The sequence below is a fragment of the Bacillus sp. FSL E2-8900 genome (genome assembly GCF_037966225.1).
GTDB lineage: Bacteria > Bacillota > Bacilli > Bacillales > Bacillaceae_G > Bacillus_A > Bacillus_A cereus.
The window spans coordinates 4,202,136-4,221,499 of record NZ_CP150193.1 but is presented as its reverse complement, the minus strand read 5'-3'; the positions used below and the strand labels follow the sequence as shown (position 1 = coordinate 4,221,499).

Here is a 19,364-nt window from a genome sequence, read left to right as displayed (position 1 = left end):
CTTCAGAAATCAGCACCGCTCGCAGGTAGATAAGTTTCGATTTACGCTGCAGATGGTGTGATTTTTTTGTTAAAAGGTTAATATAATTAACAATTAAACAATCTAAACAATAAGGACATAAATAGTTTAGAAAAAAATTATATGCGATATAAGGAGAGGAATGCAATGAATCAGTTTCGAAGAATGGTAATTATCAACATTATCACATTAATTGTACTAGTTGGCGGCGGTATTGGCGGTTATTACTATTACAATCAAACGGAAAATTACTTAAAAACAGATAATGCAAAGATTGATGGAAAGGTAATTCCGGTTGCTTCACCAGTAGCAGGTAAACTAACTGACTGGAAAGCTGAAGTAGGAAAAAATTATAATGAGAACGATAAATTAGGTACTGTTACTGTAGCGGCAGCTAATGGAGAACAAACAGTAGATGTAACAATTCCACAAAATGCAACAGTTGTACAATCAAACGCGACAACAAATGCTTTCGTTGGAGCAGGTAGCCCGATTGCTTATGCATTTGATATGAACAATTTATGGGTAACAGCAAACATTGAAGAAACAGATGTTGATGATGTTCAAAAAGGTCAAGATGTAGATGTGTATGTAGATGCATACCCAGATACAACGTTAACAGGAAAAGTAGAACAAGTTGGCTTAACAACAGCGAATACATTCTCTATGTTGCCATCAAGCAACGCAACAGCGAACTATACGAAAGTAACACAAGTAGTACCAGTTAAAATTTCTTTAGATCATAGCAAATCAGTAAATATTGTTCCTGGCATGAATGTGACAGTTCGTATTCATAAGTAAGGGGGAGATGAGATGTCCTCAATTGTAATTGCAGGATATGCACTATTTTGTATAATCGTCTTCTTCCTTGTAAATCGTCTTTTACGAAAGAAAAAAACGAAAATGGGAGAAGAACAAGTCCCAGCCGTAAGTAAAATAGAAGTAAGTAAAGTTGAAACAGAAGAGAAAGAAATTGAACGAAAGCAAGAATCGGAAATTTCTAATGTAGTTGAGTTAGAAACAGGAAAGCAAGAAGAAGTAAAACAAGAAAAAGAAGTGCCGAAAAAACAAATGTCTATGCCTGTAGAGAATGTGAACGTAAAAGCAGTTGTAGCTGTATTAATTCTAGGCATGTTCGTTTCTATTTTAAACCAAACAATCATTAATGTTGCATTACCTCCGTTAATGAATGAATTTAATGTATCAACTTCAACAGCACAATGGTTAATTACAGGCTTCATGCTTGTAAATGGTATTTTAGTACCGATTAGTGCCTTTTTAGTTTCACGATTTACGTATCGTAAATTATTCGTAGCAGCAATGTTATTCTTCACGGTAGGATCTATCATTTGTGCTACTTCAGGAAACTTTACAATGATGATGACAGGTCGCGTAATTCAAGCTGTTGGTGCGGGTATTTTAATGCCGGTTGGTATGAATATCTTCATGACGTTATTCCCGCCTCATAAACGCGGAGCGGCGATGGGATTACTAGGTGTAGCAATGATTTTAGCACCAGCTATCGGACCAACTGTAACAGGTTGGGTGATTGAAAACTATAGCTGGAACTTAATGTTCTATGCGATGTTTATTATCGGTTTAATTATTACGTTCCTATCTTTAAAATTCTTTACACTAGCTCAGCCAGTGTCTAAAACGAAATTAGATATATTCGGTGTGGTTAGTTCAAGTATTGGACTAGGAAGCTTATTGTACGGATTTAGTGAAGCTGGAAATAATAGTTGGACTAGTGCAGAAGTTGTTATTTCACTTATTATCGGTGTAATTGGTTTAGCGTTATTTATTTGGAGAGAGTTAACAACGGACAATAAAATGCTTGATTTACAAGTATTTAAATATCCAGTATTTACTTTTACTTTAGTAATTAACGCAATCGTTACGATGGCATTATTCGGAGGTATGTTATTGCTTCCAGTATATCTGCAAAACATTCGTGGCTTTACGCCAATTGAATCTGGTTTACTACTTCTTCCAGGATCATTAATTATGGGGATCATGGGACCAGTAGCGGGTAAATTGTTCGATAAATATGGTATTCGTCCATTAGCGATAATTGGATTGGCAATTACGACGTATGCGACATATGAATTTACAAAATTATCGATGGATACACCGTATAGCGTTATTATGACGGATTATATTATACGTTCAATTGGTATGTCATTCATTATGATGCCAATTATGACAGCTGGTATGAACGCGCTGCCGATGAAATTAATTTCTCACGGTACAGCAACGCAAAATACGTCAAGACAAGTAGCGGGTTCAATCGGAACAGCGATTTTAATTACACTTATGACGCAACAAACGACTGCTCACGTAGCAGATTACGGCAACATGTTAACAACATCAAACCCAATTTTAGTTGATAAAGTACACGGTATGGGGCAAAGCTTAGCGGCCTTAGCTGGATCAGCTCAAGCAGGAGACGGGATGAGCACACAACTATTATATGGACAAATTTCAAAGCTATCTGCAATTAACGGTATTAACGATGCCTTCTTAATCGCAACGATACTAGCAGGTATCGCTTGGGTGTTATCGTTCTTCTTACAATCAGGCAATAAACCAAATAGAAAAGCAGGGAATTAATTTCCCTGCTTTTTTGTTTTCTTATACAAGGATTCAATTAGATATAGAATGAATCACCTGCAGACATGAGAACCCAGAAAATACCTCCCAGTAGTCCCCTATGTTGTGTATACTTTTACATTGTGCTTGTAATCCACTTATCCTCGCTAATAAGACAATTAAAGAAATTAAAATTAGTATAAAGAAGTTGTTATAAAAAGAGTAAAGAGAGGTATCATCATGATACCTCTCTTTATCCTAAGAATGCTAACATATTATTCATAATATGAAATAACATAGCTGGAATAATGGATTTTGTTTTCAGGCGTAATATTTAAATATTACATATAAAGGTGTATTTTCCATAAAATAATAAAAGAGGTATCACCCTGTAGTGATGCCTCTTTCTCATTGATAACTATGTTCTGTCTTGTTATTCAATTTTGCTTGCTCTATTTGCAATTCACGCTCTACCAATCGATCTAATTGCTGAATTGCTTTAAGTGCTTTTTCATAAGAAATTGTTCGATAATGATGCGCTCCGCCCGGTTCTTCATCTGCTTCGTCTGCCCATTTAATAATATTTTGAAGAGATGTTCTTTCAATTTCTTGTTCCACTAAGAAAGAATCTGTATGAAGAAGAATTGCAATAGAAATTTCTTTTGCTAGTTTTGGATGTTCTCCCAATCTAATAAGTAATTTATGTGCTCTTTCAGCGCCTTTAATTGCATGGATATCATTCTTTTTATATAAGTCATAATCCCATTCGCCGCCTGTGTACCACGTATGATGTCCGATATCATGAAGGAAGCCAGCTTTTGTGGCAGCATCGACTGAGGCGTGATGCTTTTTGGCTAGGTGAAACGCATGGTAAGCGACAGCGATCGCGTGGACCATTCCAGAACGGTTTACGTATTTTTGTGTAATGTGGTGTTTAAAAATTTGTTCAAGCGTAATACGGTGCATAAAACATTCACTCCTTTTATCTTATGGTGTATATGAAGAAAAATCGATCGGTTTAAATGTATTTTGAACATTGTACTCCATCATAGTTCGTTAGTAAAGTAGAAATGTTTAGGAGAAGAAAAAAATTTCTGCAAAAAAATCACCTTAGCTTATGCAAAGGTGATTTTCAAATTGCTTATTTTTTTAATCCTTGCTCTAGTGTTTCTAACATTTCGTGCTTTTCATTTTCATCAGCGTTTTTCCAAATGACTTCAAATAAAACGCCAAGACCTGGAAGCATTTTTTCTTCACCGCTTTGAATTGCATCGACGATTGTTTCTTGTAATTGATCTTGTGAATTTCCAGATACATTCGCTAATACGGCACCGCGTAAATTAAAACTCATTGCTTTCACCTCTTCTTCAGAATTGAAACTGACGTTAGTTTTTGTTCTTTTTTATGTAAATATGTATGAAAAATAGGCTATAATGATAAGACAAGAAGAGAGGGAAATACATATTATGAAAAACATTGATTCAGTACAAAATCCGCGTGTAAAGCAGTGGAAAAAGCTGCAAACGAAAAAAGAACGCGATAAAAAAGGTTTATTTTTTGTAGAAGGATTCCACTTAGTCGAGGAAGCTTTGAAGACAGGGATTGTAACAGAACTTATCGTTTCAGATCAGACAGACCTTCCGAAAGATTGGACAGTTAATGATGTGGAAATGTATATCGTACCTGAGGCGATTGTAAAAATACTTCGTGAAACAGAAACGACGCAAGGTGTATTTGCTGTTTGTGAGAAGCGTGAGAAAGAAGTAGCTCTTACTGATGGGAAATTCCTTTTATTAGATGGCCTGCAAGACCCAGGTAATTTAGGAACAATTATTCGTACAGCTGATGCAGCTGGTATTCACGCCGTTGTGCTTGGAGAAGGTTGTGTTGATGTTTACAATAGTAAAGTACTCCGCTCTACACAAGGCTCTATTTTCCACTTACCAATTGTAAAAGGGAACTTAGAAGAATGGGTAGACAAGTTAAAAGAAAATGACGTTCCTGTATATGGAACAGCTCTTGAAAATGGAGTTCCGTATGGTGAAGTAACGCCGGCTGGCAGTTTTGCATTAATTGTAGGAAATGAAGGAAATGGCGTACGCCAAGAAATTCTTGCAAAAACGGATCAAAACTTGTATATTCCGATTTACGGCGGGGCAGAATCATTAAATGTTGCGGTTGCAGCAGGGATTTTAACGTATTATTTGCAAAGCCCGGTTGCGAACAAATAAAAAACTTCTTATAATAAGTTGAAGTACATTATATTAAAAGTTAAATAACGAAAAACGTTGATAGAGAAGAGTAACTTACAAAATCGCCATATAGGGAGAGAGTGCCGTAGACTGAAAGCATTCTTATGGTAGACGGAAGTGAATTCACCTCTGGAGTTGACGCCAGGACCATGTATATGTAAAGGCGTTCCGGTCAGAATTGATCGTTATAACTAATGAGTGGGCAGACTTGTTCTGTCAATTTAGGGTGGTACCGCGAATTTACCTCGTCCCTTTTTGGGAGCGAGGTTTTTTTATTTTTAAAATTAGGAGGGTTCCAAAATGGAAGCACGTTTAAAAGAGCTAAAGCAAAAAGCGTTAGAGCTTATTGAAGAAGCGAAAGAGCTAAAGGGCTTAAACGACGTACGCGTAGCGTATTTAGGAAAAAAAGGCCCAATTACAGAAGTATTACGCGGCATGGGAAAATTATCAGCAGAAGAGCGTCCACGTATGGGAGCATTAGTAAATGAAGTACGTGAAGCGATTCAAACGCGTCTAGAAGACAAAATTAGTAACTTAGAAAAAGCAGTAATCGAAGCGAAACTAGCTACTGAAACAATTGATGTTACATTGCCAGGTCGTCCTGTTGAAACAGGTTGCCACCATCCATTAACAGCTGTTGTTGAACAAATTGAAGATGTATTCATCGGTATGGGTTATGAAGTAGCTGAAGGAACAGAAGTAGAAAAAGACTACTACAACTTCGAAGCACTAAACTTACCGAAAGATCACCCAGCGCGTGATATGCAAGATACATTCTACATTACAGAAGAAACGTTACTACGTACACATACATCTTCTGTGCAAGCACGTACGATGGAAAATAATAAAGAAAAAGGCCCAATCAAAATTATTTGTCCTGGTAAAGTGTATCGCCGTGATGACGACGATGCGACGCATTCACATCAGTTCATGCAAATTGAAGGTCTTGTAATTGATAAAAACATTCGTATGAGTGACTTAAAAGGTACACTGCAAGTATTCGTGAAAAAGATGTTCGGTGAAGATCGTGAAATCCGTCTTCGTCCAAGTTTCTTCCCATTCACAGAGCCATCTGTAGAGATGGATATTTCTTGTATGATGTGTCATGGCAAAGGTTGCGGCACTTGTAAAGGAACTGGCTGGATTGAAATTCTAGGCGCAGGTATGGTTCACCCGAACGTACTTGAAATGGCTGGTTATGATTCAAAAGAATATCAAGGTTTCGCATTCGGTATGGGCGCAGAGCGTATCGCAATGTTGAAATACGGAGTAGATGACATTCGTCATTTCTATACAAATGATGTACGTTTCTTACAACAATTCAAACGAGCGTAAGGGAAGGAGAGGATAAGTATGTTCGTATCATATCGTTGGTTACAAGAGTATGTAGATATTAAAGATGTAACAGCACAAGAACTAGCAGACAAAATCACGAAAAGTGGTATTGAAGTAGAAGGCGTTGAAGTATTAAATAAAGGTGTAAAAGGTGTTGTAGTTGGTCACGTATTAGAATGTGAAAAACACCCAGAAGCTGATAAATTAAGCAAATGCTTAATCGATATCGGTGAAGAAGAGCCAGTTCAAATTATTTGTGGAGCTGCTAACATTGCAAAAGGTTTAAAAGTACCAGTTGCAAAAGTTGGAGCTGTACTTCCTGGTAACTTCAAAATCAAAAAAGCAAAACTACGCGGTGAAGCTTCTCACGGTATGGTTTGTGCTCTTCAAGAGCTTGGTATTGATGGAAAGTTAGTTTCAAAAGAATACGCAGATGGTATCTTTATCTTCCCAAGTGACGCTGAAGTTGGTGCAGATGCACTTGAAATTTTAAACTTACACGATGAAGTACTTGAGCTTGGCTTAACACCAAACCGTGCAGATTGCTTAAACATGTTAGGTGTTGCATATGAAGTAGCTGCTATTTATGGCCGCGAAGTAAAACTTCCAGCTATCGACTTACAAGAAACAACAGAAAAAACTTCTGATTATATTTCTGTAAGTGTAGAAGCGAAAGAAGAAAACCCATTATACATTGCAAAAATGGTTAAAAACGTAAAGATTGGTCCATCACCAATGTGGATGCAAACTCGTCTTATGGCAGCTGGCATTCGTCCAATTAGCAACGTAGTTGATATTACAAACTACATTTTAATGGAATACGGTCAACCGTTACATGCATTCGATTACGATAAATTAGGTTCAAAAGAAATCGTTGTTCGTCTTGCAAAAGAAGGCGAAAAAATTGAAACGTTAGATGATCAAGAGCGTACATTACAAAGCCACCACCTTGTAATTACAAACGGCACGAAAGCTTTAGCTGTTGCTGGTGTAATGGGCGGGGCGGATTCTGAAGTTACAAATGAGACAGTAAACGTTCTAATTGAGTCTGCATACTTTGCAGGTCAAACAGTACGTCGTACATCAAAAGAATTAGGTCTTCGTAGTGAATCAAGTGCACGTTTTGAAAAAGGAATCGACCCAACACGTACATTTGAAGCAATTCAACACGCAGCTGCTTTAATGGCGAAATATGCTGGCGGTGAAGCACTTGAAGGTGTAGTAGAAGCTGACAACTTACAAGTACAAGAGCGTACAGTATCTGTTACTGCTGAAAAAGTAAACCGTGTATTAGGTACAAATATTTCTGCGAGTGAAATGGGTACAATGTTCACAAACTTGAAATTCCCATTCACAGAAGTAGAAGGAACATTCCATGTAAATGTACCAGCACGTCGTCCTGATATTACAATTTCAGAAGACTTAGTAGAAGAAGTGGGCCGTCTATACGGTTATGACCACATTCCAGTTACATTACCTTCTGGAACGATGACTCGTGGTAAATTAACATCAGCACAAACGAAACGTCGTAAAGTACGCCGCTTCTTAGAGGGTGCTGGTTTATATGAAGCAATCACGTATTCATTAACAAGCGCTGACAAAGCGAAACAATATATGGTTGAGCCAAACGAAAAGGCGCCTGTAGGTCTTGCACTTCCAATGAGTGAAGAACGTAGCCAACTTCGTTTAAGCTTAGTACCGCAATTACTAGAAGCAGTTTCATACAATGTCGCTCGTAAAAACGACAGCGTTGCTTTATACGAAGTAGGTTCTATCTTCTTACCGACAGAAGAAGGAGAACTTCCGAAAGAAGAACAACATCTTGCAGGTGTTATGACAGGTCTTGCTCTTCACCATGCATGGCAAGGTGAGAAAAAAGTAGTAGACTTCTTCGTTATGAAAGGTGTACTAGAAGGACTATTCGACGTACTTGGTGTTTCAAACCAAATCACATATGCACCAGCAAAACGTGAAGGTATGCACCCAGGTCGTACGGCTGACATCGTATTAGATGGCGAAGTAATTGGTTTCATCGGTCAATTGCACCCAGAAGCAGAAAAACAATTAGATGTGAAAAATACATTCGTATTTGAACTATCTCTTGTAAAAGTATTCGGTGCAGACGCAGAAGAAACTTACTACTCAGCAATTCCACGTTTCCCATCTATGACACGTGATATGGCTGTTGTCGTAACGAAAGAAACAAAAGCTGGCGAAATGAAGCAAGTCATTGCTGAAGCTGGCGGAGAACTTCTGAAAGACGTAACACTATTCGACTTATACGAAGGTGAAAAAATGGAAGAAGGCAAGAAATCACTTGCATTCTCTATGACTTACTTCGATGCAGAACGTACATTAACAGACGAAGAAGTAACAGAAGCACATAACCGTGTACTAACAACGGTAGAAGAGAAATTCGGTGCGGAGTTACGTAAGTAATTAGAAAATTGCCGGATATATTCCGGCAATTTTTTTATTGGGTTAGTTGTCGGACACTGTCGGTAAGTCGATATATTACAAAAATCGCTCATATATTTTCCGACACCTTGCATCTTTCTCTCGAATGTAGTACATTAATTTTAGTTTAACAAAATGAAAGACGATGATAAGGAAAAGTAGTATATACTATAATCCAAAGCGAGTCAGGGACGGTGAGAGCCTGATGAGGCGGTATATGTGAAGAACACCTTGGAGTTGCTAACCGAAATTGAATCTTGTATTCAAGAGTAGACTTAGACGGGAATCCGGCCTGTTACAAACCGGGAAGTATGTATTACATACGAGTTAAAGTTGGTCTTTATGACAAATTGGGTGGTACCGCGAAGTTTAACCTTTCGTCCCTTTATGGATGAAAGGTTTTTTTGTATTTAAATATATGAGCAAAGGAGAATTTCACTATGGAAAACACATTAGTAAAAAGTCTGTATAGAGATACAGAAAAGTATGCAGATCAAACAGTACAAGTATCAGGGTGGATTCGTAACTTACGTGATTCAAAAGCATTTGGTTTCATCGAATTAAACGACGGTAGCTTCTTCAAAAGCGTTCAAATCGTTTTCGATACAGAATTAGAGAACTTCAAAGAAATTGCAAAACTTCCACTTAGCTCTTCAGTTAAAGTAGAAGGTAAAGTAATTGCAACGCCTGGAGCGAAGCAACCATTTGAAATTAAAGCAGAAAAAATTGATATCGAGGGCTTATCAGATTCTGATTACCCACTTCAAAAGAAGCGTCATACGTTTGAATACTTACGTACAATCGCTCACTTACGTCCAAGAACAAATGCATTCTCTGCAACGTTCCGCGTACGTTCTATCGCAGCATTTGCGATTCACCAATTCTTCCAAGAGCGTGGATTCGTACATGTTCATACACCTATCATCACTGGTAGTGATACAGAAGGTGCTGGCGAAATGTTCCGCGTAACAACGCAAGATTTAAATAACCTACCAAAAGGTGAAGACGGAAAAGTTGATGAGTCAAAAGACTTCTTCGGTAAAGAAACAAACTTAACAGTAAGTGGACAGCTGAACGCTGAAGCTTATGCATTAGCATTCCGTGATGTATACACATTCGGACCTACATTCCGTGCAGAAAACTCAAACACAACTCGCCACGCTGCTGAGTTCTGGATGGTTGAGCCTGAGATTGCATTCGCGGAACTAGGGGATGTAATGAACCTTACAGAAGATATGCTGAAATATGCAATGAAATACGTATTAGAGCATGCACCAGAAGAAATGGAATTCTTCAACAGCTTCGTTGATAAAACAGTTCTTGAGCGCATGAACAACGTAATTAACTCAGACTTCGGTCGCATCACTTATACAGAAGCAATTAAAGTACTTCAAGAATCAGGTGCTGACTTCAAATACCCAGTAGAATGGGGAATTGACTTACAAACAGAGCACGAAAGATACTTATCAGAAGAAATCTTCAAACGCCCTGTATTCGTAACTGACTATCCGAAAGACATTAAAGCATTCTATATGCGTTTGAATGAAGACGGTAAAACAGTAGCTGCTACTGACCTTCTAGTTCCTGGCATCGGCGAATTAATCGGCGGAAGTCAACGTGAAGAAAGAATGGACGTTTTAGTAGACAGAATTAAAGAATTAGGTATGAACGAAGAGGACTACTGGTGGTACTTAGAACTTAGAAAATACGGCGGTACAAAACACGCTGGATTCGGTCTAGGTTTCGAGCGCTTCCTAATGTACATCACTGGCATGGCTAACATCCGTGACGTAATTCCATTCCCAAGAACTCCAGGTTCTTCTGAGTTCTAAAATATGAAAAAAGCGAGAGGATTTCCTCTCGCTTTTTATTTTGTATAGTTTATTCTCCTGTAGCAAAAAGTAACGCGAAGGGGTGAATATAAATGAGTAAAAAAGTGAAAAAAGATCATTCGAGATCGGGCCTAGGTTCTCCAGAAGTAGAAGGACAAGGAACGACAACACATGAAACAGGTTCTCATAAAGTATCTTCATCTAATAAGAAGCAGAAACAAAGCTAACATAAAAAGGAGAGTCTTGGCGACTCTCCTTTTTATGTGTTACATCTTTTTATCATGAATCTCTTTTGTAATGTTATCTACATCCTTGTCTAATCGATCGAAATAGAAAAACCACATTGAGACTCCCACGACTAAAGTCGCAAGCCCTAATCCTTACGGATTGACGGGTGGGATTCTTGAATGACTAAACGTTCGCAGTCCATTTCTGTTTTGAACAGACTTCAAGATGAGGGCATCTCATTGCCCCTCCTAAGACAGTGCGTATAGCATCTTAGGCTGATTGACTGTTACCATCAATCACAGTTGCGTAGCGAATATTCATCGCCCCAACAATATCACGATGTTTCTCAAATCCACATCGGCACTTGTATTTTCTGTCTGGTGCTTTGTTCTTTTCAGAACATTTCGGACATGTTTGACTTGTATAAGCAGGGTTCACATATTCTACCTTAATACCAACTAAATTCGCTTTGTATTCAATGAATTGTGCTAAACGATAGAATGACCAAGTGTGTAGATTTTTCTCGTTTTTACGGCTTGTTCTTGCCGTCTGTCTAATATTCGTTAGTTGTTCTAAACGAATAACAGAAATGTTATTATCGGTTGCAAAGTCAATGATTTCACGACTTACTTTGTGGTCTTGGTCTTGCATCCATCTTTGTTCTTTATCATCAAGTTGTCGAATGGCATTTAATTTCTTATTTTCACCTAACTTCTTACGAACACTACGAAACTTACGTTTCATATATTTGTTTTGTCTACCATTGCCGAAGAAACGAACTTTCTCATCGTCTGTGATGGCTACCGCAGGGACTTTAAGACCTAAATCTACCCCTAAAATCTTCGTTCCTGTTTTTTCATTTGTAGGAATTGTGACAGATATTTGAGCAATCCACTTATTAGATTTCTTCGTGATACGAAGTGTACCTAACTTGTGTGTTAACAAATTAAAATTGCGATTATATTTATCAGTTAATAAAGCACGAACCTTTAAGCGAGTTGATTTTCCATTTACCATGAGTGGAACTGAAATGTGCGTGAAGTCAAACGAATAGTTTTGATTGTTCCATACACAAACAGGTCTCTTTAGAATCGGAATAACTTTGTATTTACTTTTTTTCACCTTTGTAGAAAACACACTTTTAGCGTCTTTAATTGCTTGGTTCTTCACTGCGCTTGGAAGATTCGCTTCAACATCTTTTGTACTTTTCTTAGTGCCCTTCTTCGCTTCAGCCATTTCAGATACAAGTGTATTAATGACTTTAATATACTCATAGCTACTTTGTTCCAATAACTGAATTTGTTCTTTTGTTGGAAGCAATTTAACTTTGACTGTGATTGTTTGTGACACAATTTTCACCCCCTCGTCTTTTGATTTTCAACATACTGTTTAATTGTCTCAGTCGATACATTTCCAGCAGTAGAAACAAAATAGGAACGTGTCCATAGACTTGGCAAGTGTTGAAGATGAGGAAACTCTCCTCTCAAACGCTTCGATGTCACTCCTTTAATTTTCGCCATTGTGTCAGCAGGACTAAGTGTTGGTAGTGTATTTAAGAACAAGTGAACGTGGTCTTTGTCGCATTCCATTGCGACAATAGCAACATCCATTTCTCCGCATATTTCTTGAACCAACTCTTTGAAACGTTCTTCTACTTTTGTGTTAAGAAAAATCTTTCTTCTGTATCGCGGGCAAAACACAAAATGGTAGTTAATTAATGACACAGTTGTTTTGGTTCTTCTATAATCATTTATCATATTCACATTGTATCAGTTTTACTTTTAAACTACACCACAAAAGATACCAATATTTTGAATACTTAAAATACCACAAACTTAGCGATTTTTAGTGGTACTCCGTATCCAACCTCACTTTCATCCCATGCCTAAAGGCGATGGACTTTCCCGTTCGGAAAGGGCTGTAATAGATGGCCATCACGCCAAGATTATCAGATATATTTTCAAATGTAGATTTAGTAGTGAAAAAAGCTCCCCAAATGGTAGAAATAGTGAGGTAAGATAGAGGACCTACGATGTGTACGAATGCATAAAGTACCTTTTTAACTTTTACAGCGTTCATATGAAAGACCGCCTTTTTCTAATCATACATTCAAGTTCCTCACAGAAGTGTTGTAGTTTTGCTGGATTATGTATTAACGAGCGAGCATCGTGTTTCCCGATAAACCTGCGGATCCGAAAGTTTAATAAGAAAGATCGGCCATAGCGCTCTATTAAATCGTTGAACGCTCGTTGTTCACTTAGCAGCTGAATGTTTTCTCTAATTTCAAACTGCCTTTCGTGTGGATTACCTAGTAAAATATTTAGAATCATTTGTAGAAGTAGCAATGTAGATCTCCTCCTATGTTAGAATAATCTGTATATTATAATTATAACAAAACTATAAGGACAATAGTAGGATGAAACAAAAACAGGAGTTTGTAGGCTCCTGTTTTTGTCGATACTATTTTAATAAGCGAAATGCCTTCTCTGTATTAGCAAAATGCAGTTTTACAAACTCAGGTAATCTTTCTTTACCTACTTTTTGAATTAATTTAGCAGCGGCGATATCAACTTGTTTACCAGCACCTTTTGGAAGTGGCATACCAGCTTTTTTACTTAGTTCATCAAATTGTTTTACGAATGAGTAACGAGCTAAAATAGAAGCAGCGGCTACTGCTAAATGGACGCTTTCACCTTTCGTAGCGAAATAAACATTTTCACGCTGTACCTGTTTTTGTTTTGCTAAATATTTATAGTATGTATCAGGTTGTGTGAATTGATCGATTAAGACGCCTTCAGGTTTTGTAGGTGCCATTTTAGCTAATAAGTTTGTAATAGCTTTATTGTGTAGTAAAGCTTTTAACTTACCTTGGTTGTTTCCTTTATCAAATAGCTCGTTATACTTTTCATTATGAAGGACAAGGGAGCTGTAAGGAACAACGTGTAGAAGTTGTTTCGCAATGGCAGTAATTTGATCGTCATTTAAGTTTTTAGAGTCTTTTACACCAAGTTCTTTTAGTAGTGGAATTTGCTTTGCATCCACATATACAGCAACGACTGTCATCGGTCCAAAGAAATCTCCCGTACCAACTTCATCAGACCCTACAATAGACATTGTACCGATGGAAGCAGGAGGCGCATAACGATGGGAATCGACAGATTTTTTTACAGCTGTTTTCGGTGTTTGAGAGACAGTTTGCCAACGAGAAGCTTCTGCTTCAGCGCGGCCTCCTTGGAACATTACTTTTCCAGATTTATACGCTGTAATCGTGCAAGATGGTACCTTTGCCATGAAGATCCCGCCTTGCGGAGTTTTTGGGCTAAGCGAATGTTTATATTGTTGTTTCATGTCTTCAATTACTGTAGAATTTGTTTGAATTACGATAGAATTTGACATAATGGTCGCCCCTTTTTTTATATTGTTATTTTTATCATATCGGATTGTTCTTTCTGTTTCCATATTATGAAGGTTCATGGTATGATAAACTTTAGGATTCTGTACGTGATTGGAGGCCGGTGAGTTGTCACAACAAAAGGGAAAGAAAAGTCGAATTAATGTAGAAATCTATGGTCAGCAATATTCAGTTGTTGGCGATGAAAGTACAAGTCATATCCGCATGGTAGCAGCGATTGTGGATGATAAAATGCGCGAACTCAATGCCAAGAATCCTTCGCTTGACACGAGTAGACTAGCGGTATTGACGGCGGTAAACGTCATACACGATTACATAAAATTAAAAGAAGAACATGAGAAATTGAAAGAAAGTATGACAAAAAAAGGAATGGAATAACATGATTGATATTATTATCATTTTACTGCTTGTTATGGGATTTTTCCTCGGCTTACGCAGAGGGTTTATTCTGCAACTTGTAAAGTTAACAAGCTTTATTATCGCATACCTTGTTGCATACTGGTACTGTAAAGATTTAGCGCCAGCACTTGCGAAATTTATTCCGTATCCATTTGATAAAAACGTATCTGTTCCAGAATGGATTGATGCAAATAATATTGAGACAGTATTTTATCAAGCGCTTGCGTTTATCATATTGTTTATTATCACTAAAATTGCACTTTCATTACTTGGTAATTTGTTAAATATGTTTGCAGAAATACCGGTTTTAAAGCAAGTAAATGCGTTTGCGGGGGCAATCCTCGGATTTTTAGAAGTATATATTATTTTGTTTGTCTTAATTATCATTGGGAACATTCTTCCGATTGAACAATTACAAACACCATTACAACAATCATCAATTAGCAAAATAATTGTAGACGATACACCGATTCTCTCTGAAAAGGTGAAGGAACTATGGCAGACAGGTAGCAGAGTATAACTTCTCTTTTTTCGGAAAGAGAAGTTTTTTTCTATGAAAGAAAGGCGGGACAATGATGAAAGTAAATAAAAAACAAGTGATCAAATTATTAGAGACAATCGGGCTTTTTATGGAATTAAAGGGCGCGAATCCATTTAAAATATCTGCATTTCGTAAAGCGGCAGCAGCGTTAGAAAGTGATGATCGTAGTCTTTCTGAAATTGAAGATTTCACAAAGATTCCAGGCATCGGAAAAGGAACAGCAGCCGTTATTCAAGAATATATAGAATCGGGAACATCTGAAGTATTACAAGAACTTGAAAAAGAAGTACCAAGTAGCTTATTGCCGTTATTAAAACTACCAGGACTTGGTGGTAAGAAGGTAGCTAAGTTATATAAAGAACTTGGTGTTGTTGATATGGAATCGCTAAAAGCTGTTTGTGAGGAAAATAAAGTACAAGCTTTAGCAGGTTTCGGTAAGAAGACAGAAGAGAAAATATTAGAAGCAATCGATCAAGTAGGCTCTCGTCCAGAGCGTTTACCAATTGCGATGGTATTGCCTATTGCCGGGGAAATAGAGGAGAAATTGTCGAATATTGCTGAAGTAATTCGTTTCTCTCGCGCTGGTAGTTTGCGCCGTGTTCGTGAAACAGTGAAAGATTTAGATTTTATCATTGCAACGACAGAACCAGCAGCGGTACGTGAGCATTTACTACAATTTGATAATATGATTGAAGTAATAGCAAGTGGAGATACGAAAGTTTCTGTCCGTCTTCAATATGAATATGATATTTCAATTGATTTCCGTTTAGTAAAACCAGAAGAGTTTATTACAACTCTTCACCATTTCACAGGATCAAAAGACCATAATGTAAAAATGCGTCAAATCGCAAAAGATAAAGGCGAGAAAATTAGTGAGTACGGTGTAGAGAACTTGGAAACAGGTGAAGTGAAAACATTTGAGACTGAAGAAGACTTCTTTGCTCATTTCGGTTTGCCATTTATTCCGCCAGAAGTGCGTGAAGATGGAAAAGAAATTGAATTAATTAAAGAGTATCCGAACTTAATTCAGTTTTCCGATATACAAGGTGATTTACATATGCATACAACTTGGAGTGACGGTGCTTTTTCTATTGAAGAAATGGTACAAGCGTGCCGTGCTCGTGGATATAAGTTTATGGCGATTACTGATCACTCGCAATATTTGAAAGTGGCGAACGGTTTAACGAAAGAGCGTCTTCGTGAGCAAGCGAAAGAAATTGAACGTATGAATGAAAAGTATCCAGACATTACAATTTTACGCGGAATTGAAATGGACATTTTACCAGATGCCTCGCTTGATTTTGATGATGAAGTATTAGCAGAATTAGATTATGTCATTGGAGCGATTCACTCTAGCTTCTCACAAGACCGTGAAACGATTATGAAGCGTCTACGTACTGCACTTGAGAATAAACATGTCACAATGATTGCCCATCCTACAGGACGTCTTCTCGGGCGTCGTGAGGGTTATGATGTAGATACAGATTTATTAATTGAACTAGCAAAAGAGACAAATACAGTTTTAGAATTAAATGCGAATCCGAACCGTCTAGATTTAAGCGCGAAATTATTAAAACAAGCACAAGATGCTGGTGTGAAAGTAGCGATTAATACGGATGCTCATACGCTTGAAATGTTAGAAGATATGGAAACAGGTGTAGCAGCAGCACGTAAAGGTTGGATTCAAAAAGATAACGTGATTAACACGTGGGATATTGAACGTTTATTAGACTATATTAAACGTAATAAGTAATACAAGGGGGACCTGCAACATGTTAGAAAGAACGTTGCGTGTATTAGAATACAATAAAGTAAAAGAACAATTACTTGAACATACAGCATCTTCACTTGGTCGTGACAAAGTGAAGCATTTAGTGCCGAGCACTGATTTTGAAGAAATTGTAGAAATGCAAGATACAACGGATGAAGCAGCGAAAGTTATTCGTTTAAAAGGTAGTGCACCATTAGGTGGTATTACGGATATTCGCTCAAATGTGAAGCGTGCAAAAATTGGGAGTATGTTAAGTCCAAATGAATTACTTGATATTGCGAATACGATGTATGGTAGTCGTAATATGAAACGTTTCATTGAAGATATGGCTGATAACGGTGTCGAGCTTCCGATTTTAGAAACTCACGTCGCTCAAATTGTATCTTTATATGATTTAGAAAAGAAAATTACAAATTGCATCGGTGACGGCGGTGAAGTAGTCGATAGCGCAAGTGATAAACTGCGTGGTATTCGTACTCAAATTCGTACTGCGGAAAGCCGTATTCGTGAAAAGCTAGAAAATATGACGCGTTCTTCAAACGCGCAAAAGATGCTGTCTGACTCGATTGTAACGATTCGTAACGAACGTTACGTAATCCCAGTAAAACAAGAATACCGCGGCGTATATGGTGGTATTGTTCACGATCAATCGGCTTCTGGACAAACGTTATTTATTGAGCCACAAGTCATTGTAGAATTAAATAATGCACTGCAAGAAGCACGTGTGAAAGAAAAACAAGAAATCGAACGCATCTTATTAATGTTAACAGAAGAAGTGGCAGTAGAAGCGGATATCGTTTTATCAAACGTAGAAGTAGTTGCAAATCTTGATTTTATCTTTGCGAAAGCTTTTTATGCGAAGCGAATTAAAGCAACGAAACCAATCGTAAATAACGAGCGTTATATGGATTTAAGACAAGCTCGACATCCGCTAATCGATCCAGAAATAATCGTGCCAAATAACATTATGTTAGGGAAAGATTTCACGACAATTGTTATTACAGGACCGAATACAGGTGGTAAAACAGTTACGCTGAAAACAGTTGGTATTTGTGTGTTAATGGCGCAATCTGGCCTTCACATTCCAGTAATGGATGAGTCAGAGATTTGTGTATTCAAAAATATCTTTGCTGATATCGGTGATGAGCAATCGATTGAACAAAGTTTAAGTACGTTCTCCTCACATATGGTGAACATCGTTGATATTTTAGAAAAAGCTGATTTTGAAAGTTTAGTTTTATTCGATGAATTAGGTGCTGGAACAGACCCGCAAGAAGGGGCTGCACTTGCCATTTCAATTTTAGATGAAGTATGTAATCGCGGTGCTCGCGTTGTTGCAACGACGCATTATCCAGAATTAAAAGCATACGGATATAACCGTGAACAAGTTATTAATGCGAGTGTTGAGTTTGATGTGAACACGTTAAGCCCAACGTATAAATTATTAATCGGTGTACCAGGACGTAGTAATGCCTTTGAAATTTCGAAACGTCTTGGATTATCTGATCGCGTCATTGACCAAGCACGTAACCACATTAGTACAGATACGAATAAAATTGAAAATATGATTGCGAAGTTAGAAGAAAGCCAGAAGAACGCAGAGCGTGACTGGAACGAAGCAGAAGCGCTTCGCAAACAATCTGAGAAACTTCATCGTGAGTTGCAACGTCAAATTATTGAATTTAACGAAGATCGCGACGAACGATTATTAAAAGCGCAAAAAGAAGGGGAAGAAAAAGTCGAAGCTGCAAAGAAAGAAGCAGAAGGCATTATTCAAGAACTTCGTCAATTGCGTAAAGCACAGCTTGCAAATGTGAAAGACCACGAGCTAATTGAAGCGAAGAGTCGTCTAGAAGGCGCAGCGCCAGAGCTTGTTAAGAAACAAAAAGTAAATGTGAAAAACACTGCACCGAAACAACAGTTACGTGCAGGTGATGAAGTGAAAGTATTAACGTTCGGTCAAAAAGGTCAACTACTTGAAAAAGTAAGCGATACAGAGTGGAGCGTACAAATCGGTATTCTGAAGATGAAAGTGAAAGAATCTAATATGGAATACATTAACACACCGAAGCAAACAGAGAAAAAAGCAGTTGCAACGGTAAAAGGTAGAGACTATCATGTTTCATTAGAACTTGACCTTCGTGGTGAACGATTTGAAAATGCAATGGCGCGCGTTGAGAAATACTTAGACGATGCCCAGCTTGCAAGCTATCCTCGCGTATCAATCATTCACGGTAAAGGGACAGGAGCACTTCGCCAAGGTGTACAAGATTACTTGAAGAAGCATCGCGGTGTAAAAACCTTCCGTTACGGTGACATGGGCGAGGGAGGCCTAGGTGTAACAGTTGTCGAATTAAAATAGAAAACAACGAAACAAAGGGGAAACCATTATATGTTTATGGACAAACTTGCAAAAGTATTGTTAGCTTGTTGTGGAATATTTTTGGTGATTGGGGTTATTTATTTAGTTGTTTTTGCGAAGTGAAAAAGCGTCAATCGTGGCAGAATGATATGGCCATAGATTGAC

Annotated in this window: 17 protein-coding genes, 2 pseudogenes and 2 other annotated features; of the genes and pseudogenes, 11 read left to right on the top strand and 8 right to left on the bottom strand. The window is 37.7% G+C overall.

What is annotated here, in order from left to right; all coding sequences use genetic code 11:
* Positions 1-165: 165 nt before the first annotated feature.
* Both NST90_RS21595 and NST90_RS21590 read left to right on the top strand, forming a co-directional pair.
* Complete coding sequence (locus tag NST90_RS21595) at positions 166-819, top strand: HlyD family efflux transporter periplasmic adaptor subunit (RefSeq protein ID WP_001071419.1); 654 nt, start codon at positions 166-168, stop codon at positions 817-819.
* Between the two features lie 12 nt (positions 820-831).
* The gene (locus NST90_RS21590; RefSeq protein ID WP_000095298.1) at positions 832-2,631 is read left to right on the top strand and encodes a DHA2 family efflux MFS transporter permease subunit; all 1,800 of its coding nucleotides are present in this window, start codon (positions 832-834) and stop codon (positions 2,629-2,631) included.
* A 37-nt stretch (positions 2,632-2,668) separates the two neighbouring features.
* On the opposite strand, the pseudogene NST90_RS21585 reads toward NST90_RS21590, so the two are convergent.
* The 4 genes and pseudogenes from NST90_RS21585 to sspI all read right to left on the bottom strand — a co-directional run.
* Positions 2,669-2,805 (bottom strand): annotated as a pseudogene (locus NST90_RS21585) (DNA-binding protein); the annotation flags it as partial.
* 58 nt (positions 2,806-2,863) lie between these two features.
* A pseudogene (locus tag NST90_RS21580) lies at positions 2,864-2,950 on the bottom strand (CPBP family intramembrane glutamate endopeptidase); the annotation flags it as partial.
* A 68-nt stretch (positions 2,951-3,018) separates the two neighbouring features.
* Positions 3,019-3,576: an HD domain-containing protein gene (locus NST90_RS21575; protein WP_000554786.1), complete on the bottom strand. Its 558-nt coding sequence runs from the start codon at positions 3,574-3,576 to the stop codon at positions 3,019-3,021.
* Between the two features lie 175 nt (positions 3,577-3,751).
* A complete protein-coding gene (sspI, locus tag NST90_RS21570; protein WP_000009509.1) occupies positions 3,752-3,961 on the bottom strand; it encodes a small acid-soluble spore protein SspI in 210 nt (69 codons plus the stop codon).
* 82 nt (positions 3,962-4,043) lie between these two features.
* On the opposite strand from sspI, the gene NST90_RS21565 reads away from it, so the two are divergent.
* The 5 genes from NST90_RS21565 (at position 4,044) to NST90_RS21545 (ending at position 10,713) form a co-directional block, all read left to right on the top strand.
* Entirely contained in the window at positions 4,044-4,841 is a 798-nt protein-coding gene (locus NST90_RS21565) for an RNA methyltransferase (RefSeq protein ID WP_012593342.1), read from the top strand.
* A gap of 48 nt (positions 4,842-4,889) precedes the next feature.
* Positions 4,890-5,118: a binding site (T-box leader), on the top strand.
* 44 nt (positions 5,119-5,162) lie between these two features.
* Positions 5,163-6,197 carry a phenylalanine--tRNA ligase subunit alpha gene (gene pheS / locus NST90_RS21560; RefSeq protein WP_000388222.1) on the top strand — a complete coding sequence of 345 codons (1,035 nt, stop codon included), beginning with the start codon at positions 5,163-5,165 and terminating at the stop codon, positions 6,195-6,197.
* Between the two features lie 18 nt (positions 6,198-6,215).
* Positions 6,216-8,636 carry a phenylalanine--tRNA ligase subunit beta gene (gene pheT / locus NST90_RS21555; protein ID WP_046393019.1) on the top strand — a complete coding sequence of 807 codons (2,421 nt, stop codon included), beginning with the start codon at positions 6,216-6,218 and terminating at the stop codon, positions 8,634-8,636.
* A gap of 154 nt (positions 8,637-8,790) precedes the next feature.
* Positions 8,791-9,042: a binding site (T-box leader), on the top strand.
* 52 nt (positions 9,043-9,094) lie between these two features.
* Positions 9,095-10,486, top strand: a complete 1,392-nt coding sequence (gene asnS, locus NST90_RS21550) for an asparagine--tRNA ligase (protein ID WP_000432177.1) — start codon at positions 9,095-9,097, stop codon at positions 10,484-10,486.
* A 92-nt stretch (positions 10,487-10,578) separates the two neighbouring features.
* Entirely contained in the window at positions 10,579-10,713 is a 135-nt protein-coding gene (locus NST90_RS21545) for a YuzL family protein (RefSeq protein ID WP_000039589.1), read from the top strand.
* Positions 10,714-10,984: 271 nt separating this feature from the next.
* On the opposite strand, the gene NST90_RS21540 is transcribed toward NST90_RS21545, so the two are convergent.
* From NST90_RS21540 to rnhC, 4 genes are all read right to left on the bottom strand, one after another.
* Positions 10,985-12,064 carry an RNA-guided endonuclease TnpB family protein gene (locus NST90_RS21540; protein ID WP_000084138.1) on the bottom strand — a complete coding sequence of 360 codons (1,080 nt, stop codon included), beginning with the start codon at positions 12,062-12,064 and terminating at the stop codon, positions 10,985-10,987.
* Positions 12,065-12,069: 5 nt separating this feature from the next.
* A complete protein-coding gene (gene tnpA, locus NST90_RS21535; protein WP_000606465.1) occupies positions 12,070-12,471 on the bottom strand; it encodes an IS200/IS605 family transposase in 402 nt (133 codons plus the stop codon).
* 318 nt (positions 12,472-12,789) lie between these two features.
* Positions 12,790-13,059, bottom strand: a complete 270-nt coding sequence (locus NST90_RS21530; protein WP_025709907.1) for a hypothetical protein — start codon at positions 13,057-13,059, stop codon at positions 12,790-12,792.
* Between the two features lie 115 nt (positions 13,060-13,174).
* Positions 13,175-14,110 (bottom strand): ribonuclease HIII, encoded by a 936-nt coding sequence (gene rnhC / locus NST90_RS21525; protein WP_025709906.1) that lies wholly within the window; start codon positions 14,108-14,110, stop codon positions 13,175-13,177.
* 124 nt (positions 14,111-14,234) lie between these two features.
* Here rnhC and zapA point away from each other — a divergent pair, with 124 nt between their 5' ends.
* From zapA to NST90_RS21505, 4 genes are read left to right on the top strand one after another with little or no spacing between them, the layout of a single operon-like run.
* On the top strand, positions 14,235-14,504 hold the full coding sequence (zapA, locus tag NST90_RS21520) for a cell division protein ZapA (RefSeq protein WP_000082701.1): 270 nt from the start codon (positions 14,235-14,237) through the stop codon (positions 14,502-14,504).
* A 1-nt stretch (position 14,505) separates the two neighbouring features.
* Positions 14,506-15,045, top strand: a complete 540-nt coding sequence (locus NST90_RS21515) for a CvpA family protein (protein WP_000565408.1) — start codon at positions 14,506-14,508, stop codon at positions 15,043-15,045.
* Between the two features lie 55 nt (positions 15,046-15,100).
* A complete protein-coding gene (polX, locus tag NST90_RS21510; protein WP_000867532.1) occupies positions 15,101-16,819 on the top strand; it encodes a DNA polymerase/3'-5' exonuclease PolX in 1,719 nt (572 codons plus the stop codon).
* Between the two features lie 19 nt (positions 16,820-16,838).
* Entirely contained in the window at positions 16,839-19,199 is a 2,361-nt protein-coding gene (locus NST90_RS21505) for an endonuclease MutS2 (protein WP_000893713.1), read from the top strand.
* Positions 19,200-19,364: the final 165 nt, after the last annotated feature.

Excerpts from the sequence above, each read along its gene's own strand:
- NST90_RS21595 (WP_001071419.1), top strand. The coding sequence starts at position 166 with ATGAATCAGTTTCGAAGAATGGTAATTATCAACATTATCACATTAATT.
- NST90_RS21590 (WP_000095298.1), top strand. The coding sequence starts at position 832 with ATGTCCTCAATTGTAATTGCAGGATATGCACTATTTTGTATAATCGTC.
- NST90_RS21575 (WP_000554786.1), bottom strand. The coding sequence starts at position 3,576 with ATGCACCGTATTACGCTTGAACAAATTTTTAAACACCACATTACACAA.
- sspI (WP_000009509.1), bottom strand. The coding sequence starts at position 3,961 with ATGAGTTTTAATTTACGCGGTGCCGTATTAGCGAATGTATCTGGAAAT.
- NST90_RS21565 (WP_012593342.1), top strand. The coding sequence starts at position 4,044 with ATGATAAGACAAGAAGAGAGGGAAATACATATTATGAAAAACATTGAT.
- pheS (WP_000388222.1), top strand. The coding sequence starts at position 5,163 with ATGGAAGCACGTTTAAAAGAGCTAAAGCAAAAAGCGTTAGAGCTTATT.
- pheT (WP_046393019.1), top strand. The coding sequence starts at position 6,216 with ATGTTCGTATCATATCGTTGGTTACAAGAGTATGTAGATATTAAAGAT.
- asnS (WP_000432177.1), top strand. The coding sequence starts at position 9,095 with ATGGAAAACACATTAGTAAAAAGTCTGTATAGAGATACAGAAAAGTAT.
- NST90_RS21545 (WP_000039589.1), top strand. The coding sequence starts at position 10,579 with ATGAGTAAAAAAGTGAAAAAAGATCATTCGAGATCGGGCCTAGGTTCT.
- tnpA (WP_000606465.1), bottom strand. The coding sequence starts at position 12,471 with ATGATAAATGATTATAGAAGAACCAAAACAACTGTGTCATTAATTAAC.
- rnhC (WP_025709906.1), bottom strand. The coding sequence starts at position 14,110 with ATGTCAAATTCTATCGTAATTCAAACAAATTCTACAGTAATTGAAGAC.
- NST90_RS21515 (WP_000565408.1), top strand. The coding sequence starts at position 14,506 with ATGATTGATATTATTATCATTTTACTGCTTGTTATGGGATTTTTCCTC.
- polX (WP_000867532.1), top strand. The coding sequence starts at position 15,101 with ATGAAAGTAAATAAAAAACAAGTGATCAAATTATTAGAGACAATCGGG.
- NST90_RS21505 (WP_000893713.1), top strand. The coding sequence starts at position 16,839 with ATGTTAGAAAGAACGTTGCGTGTATTAGAATACAATAAAGTAAAAGAA.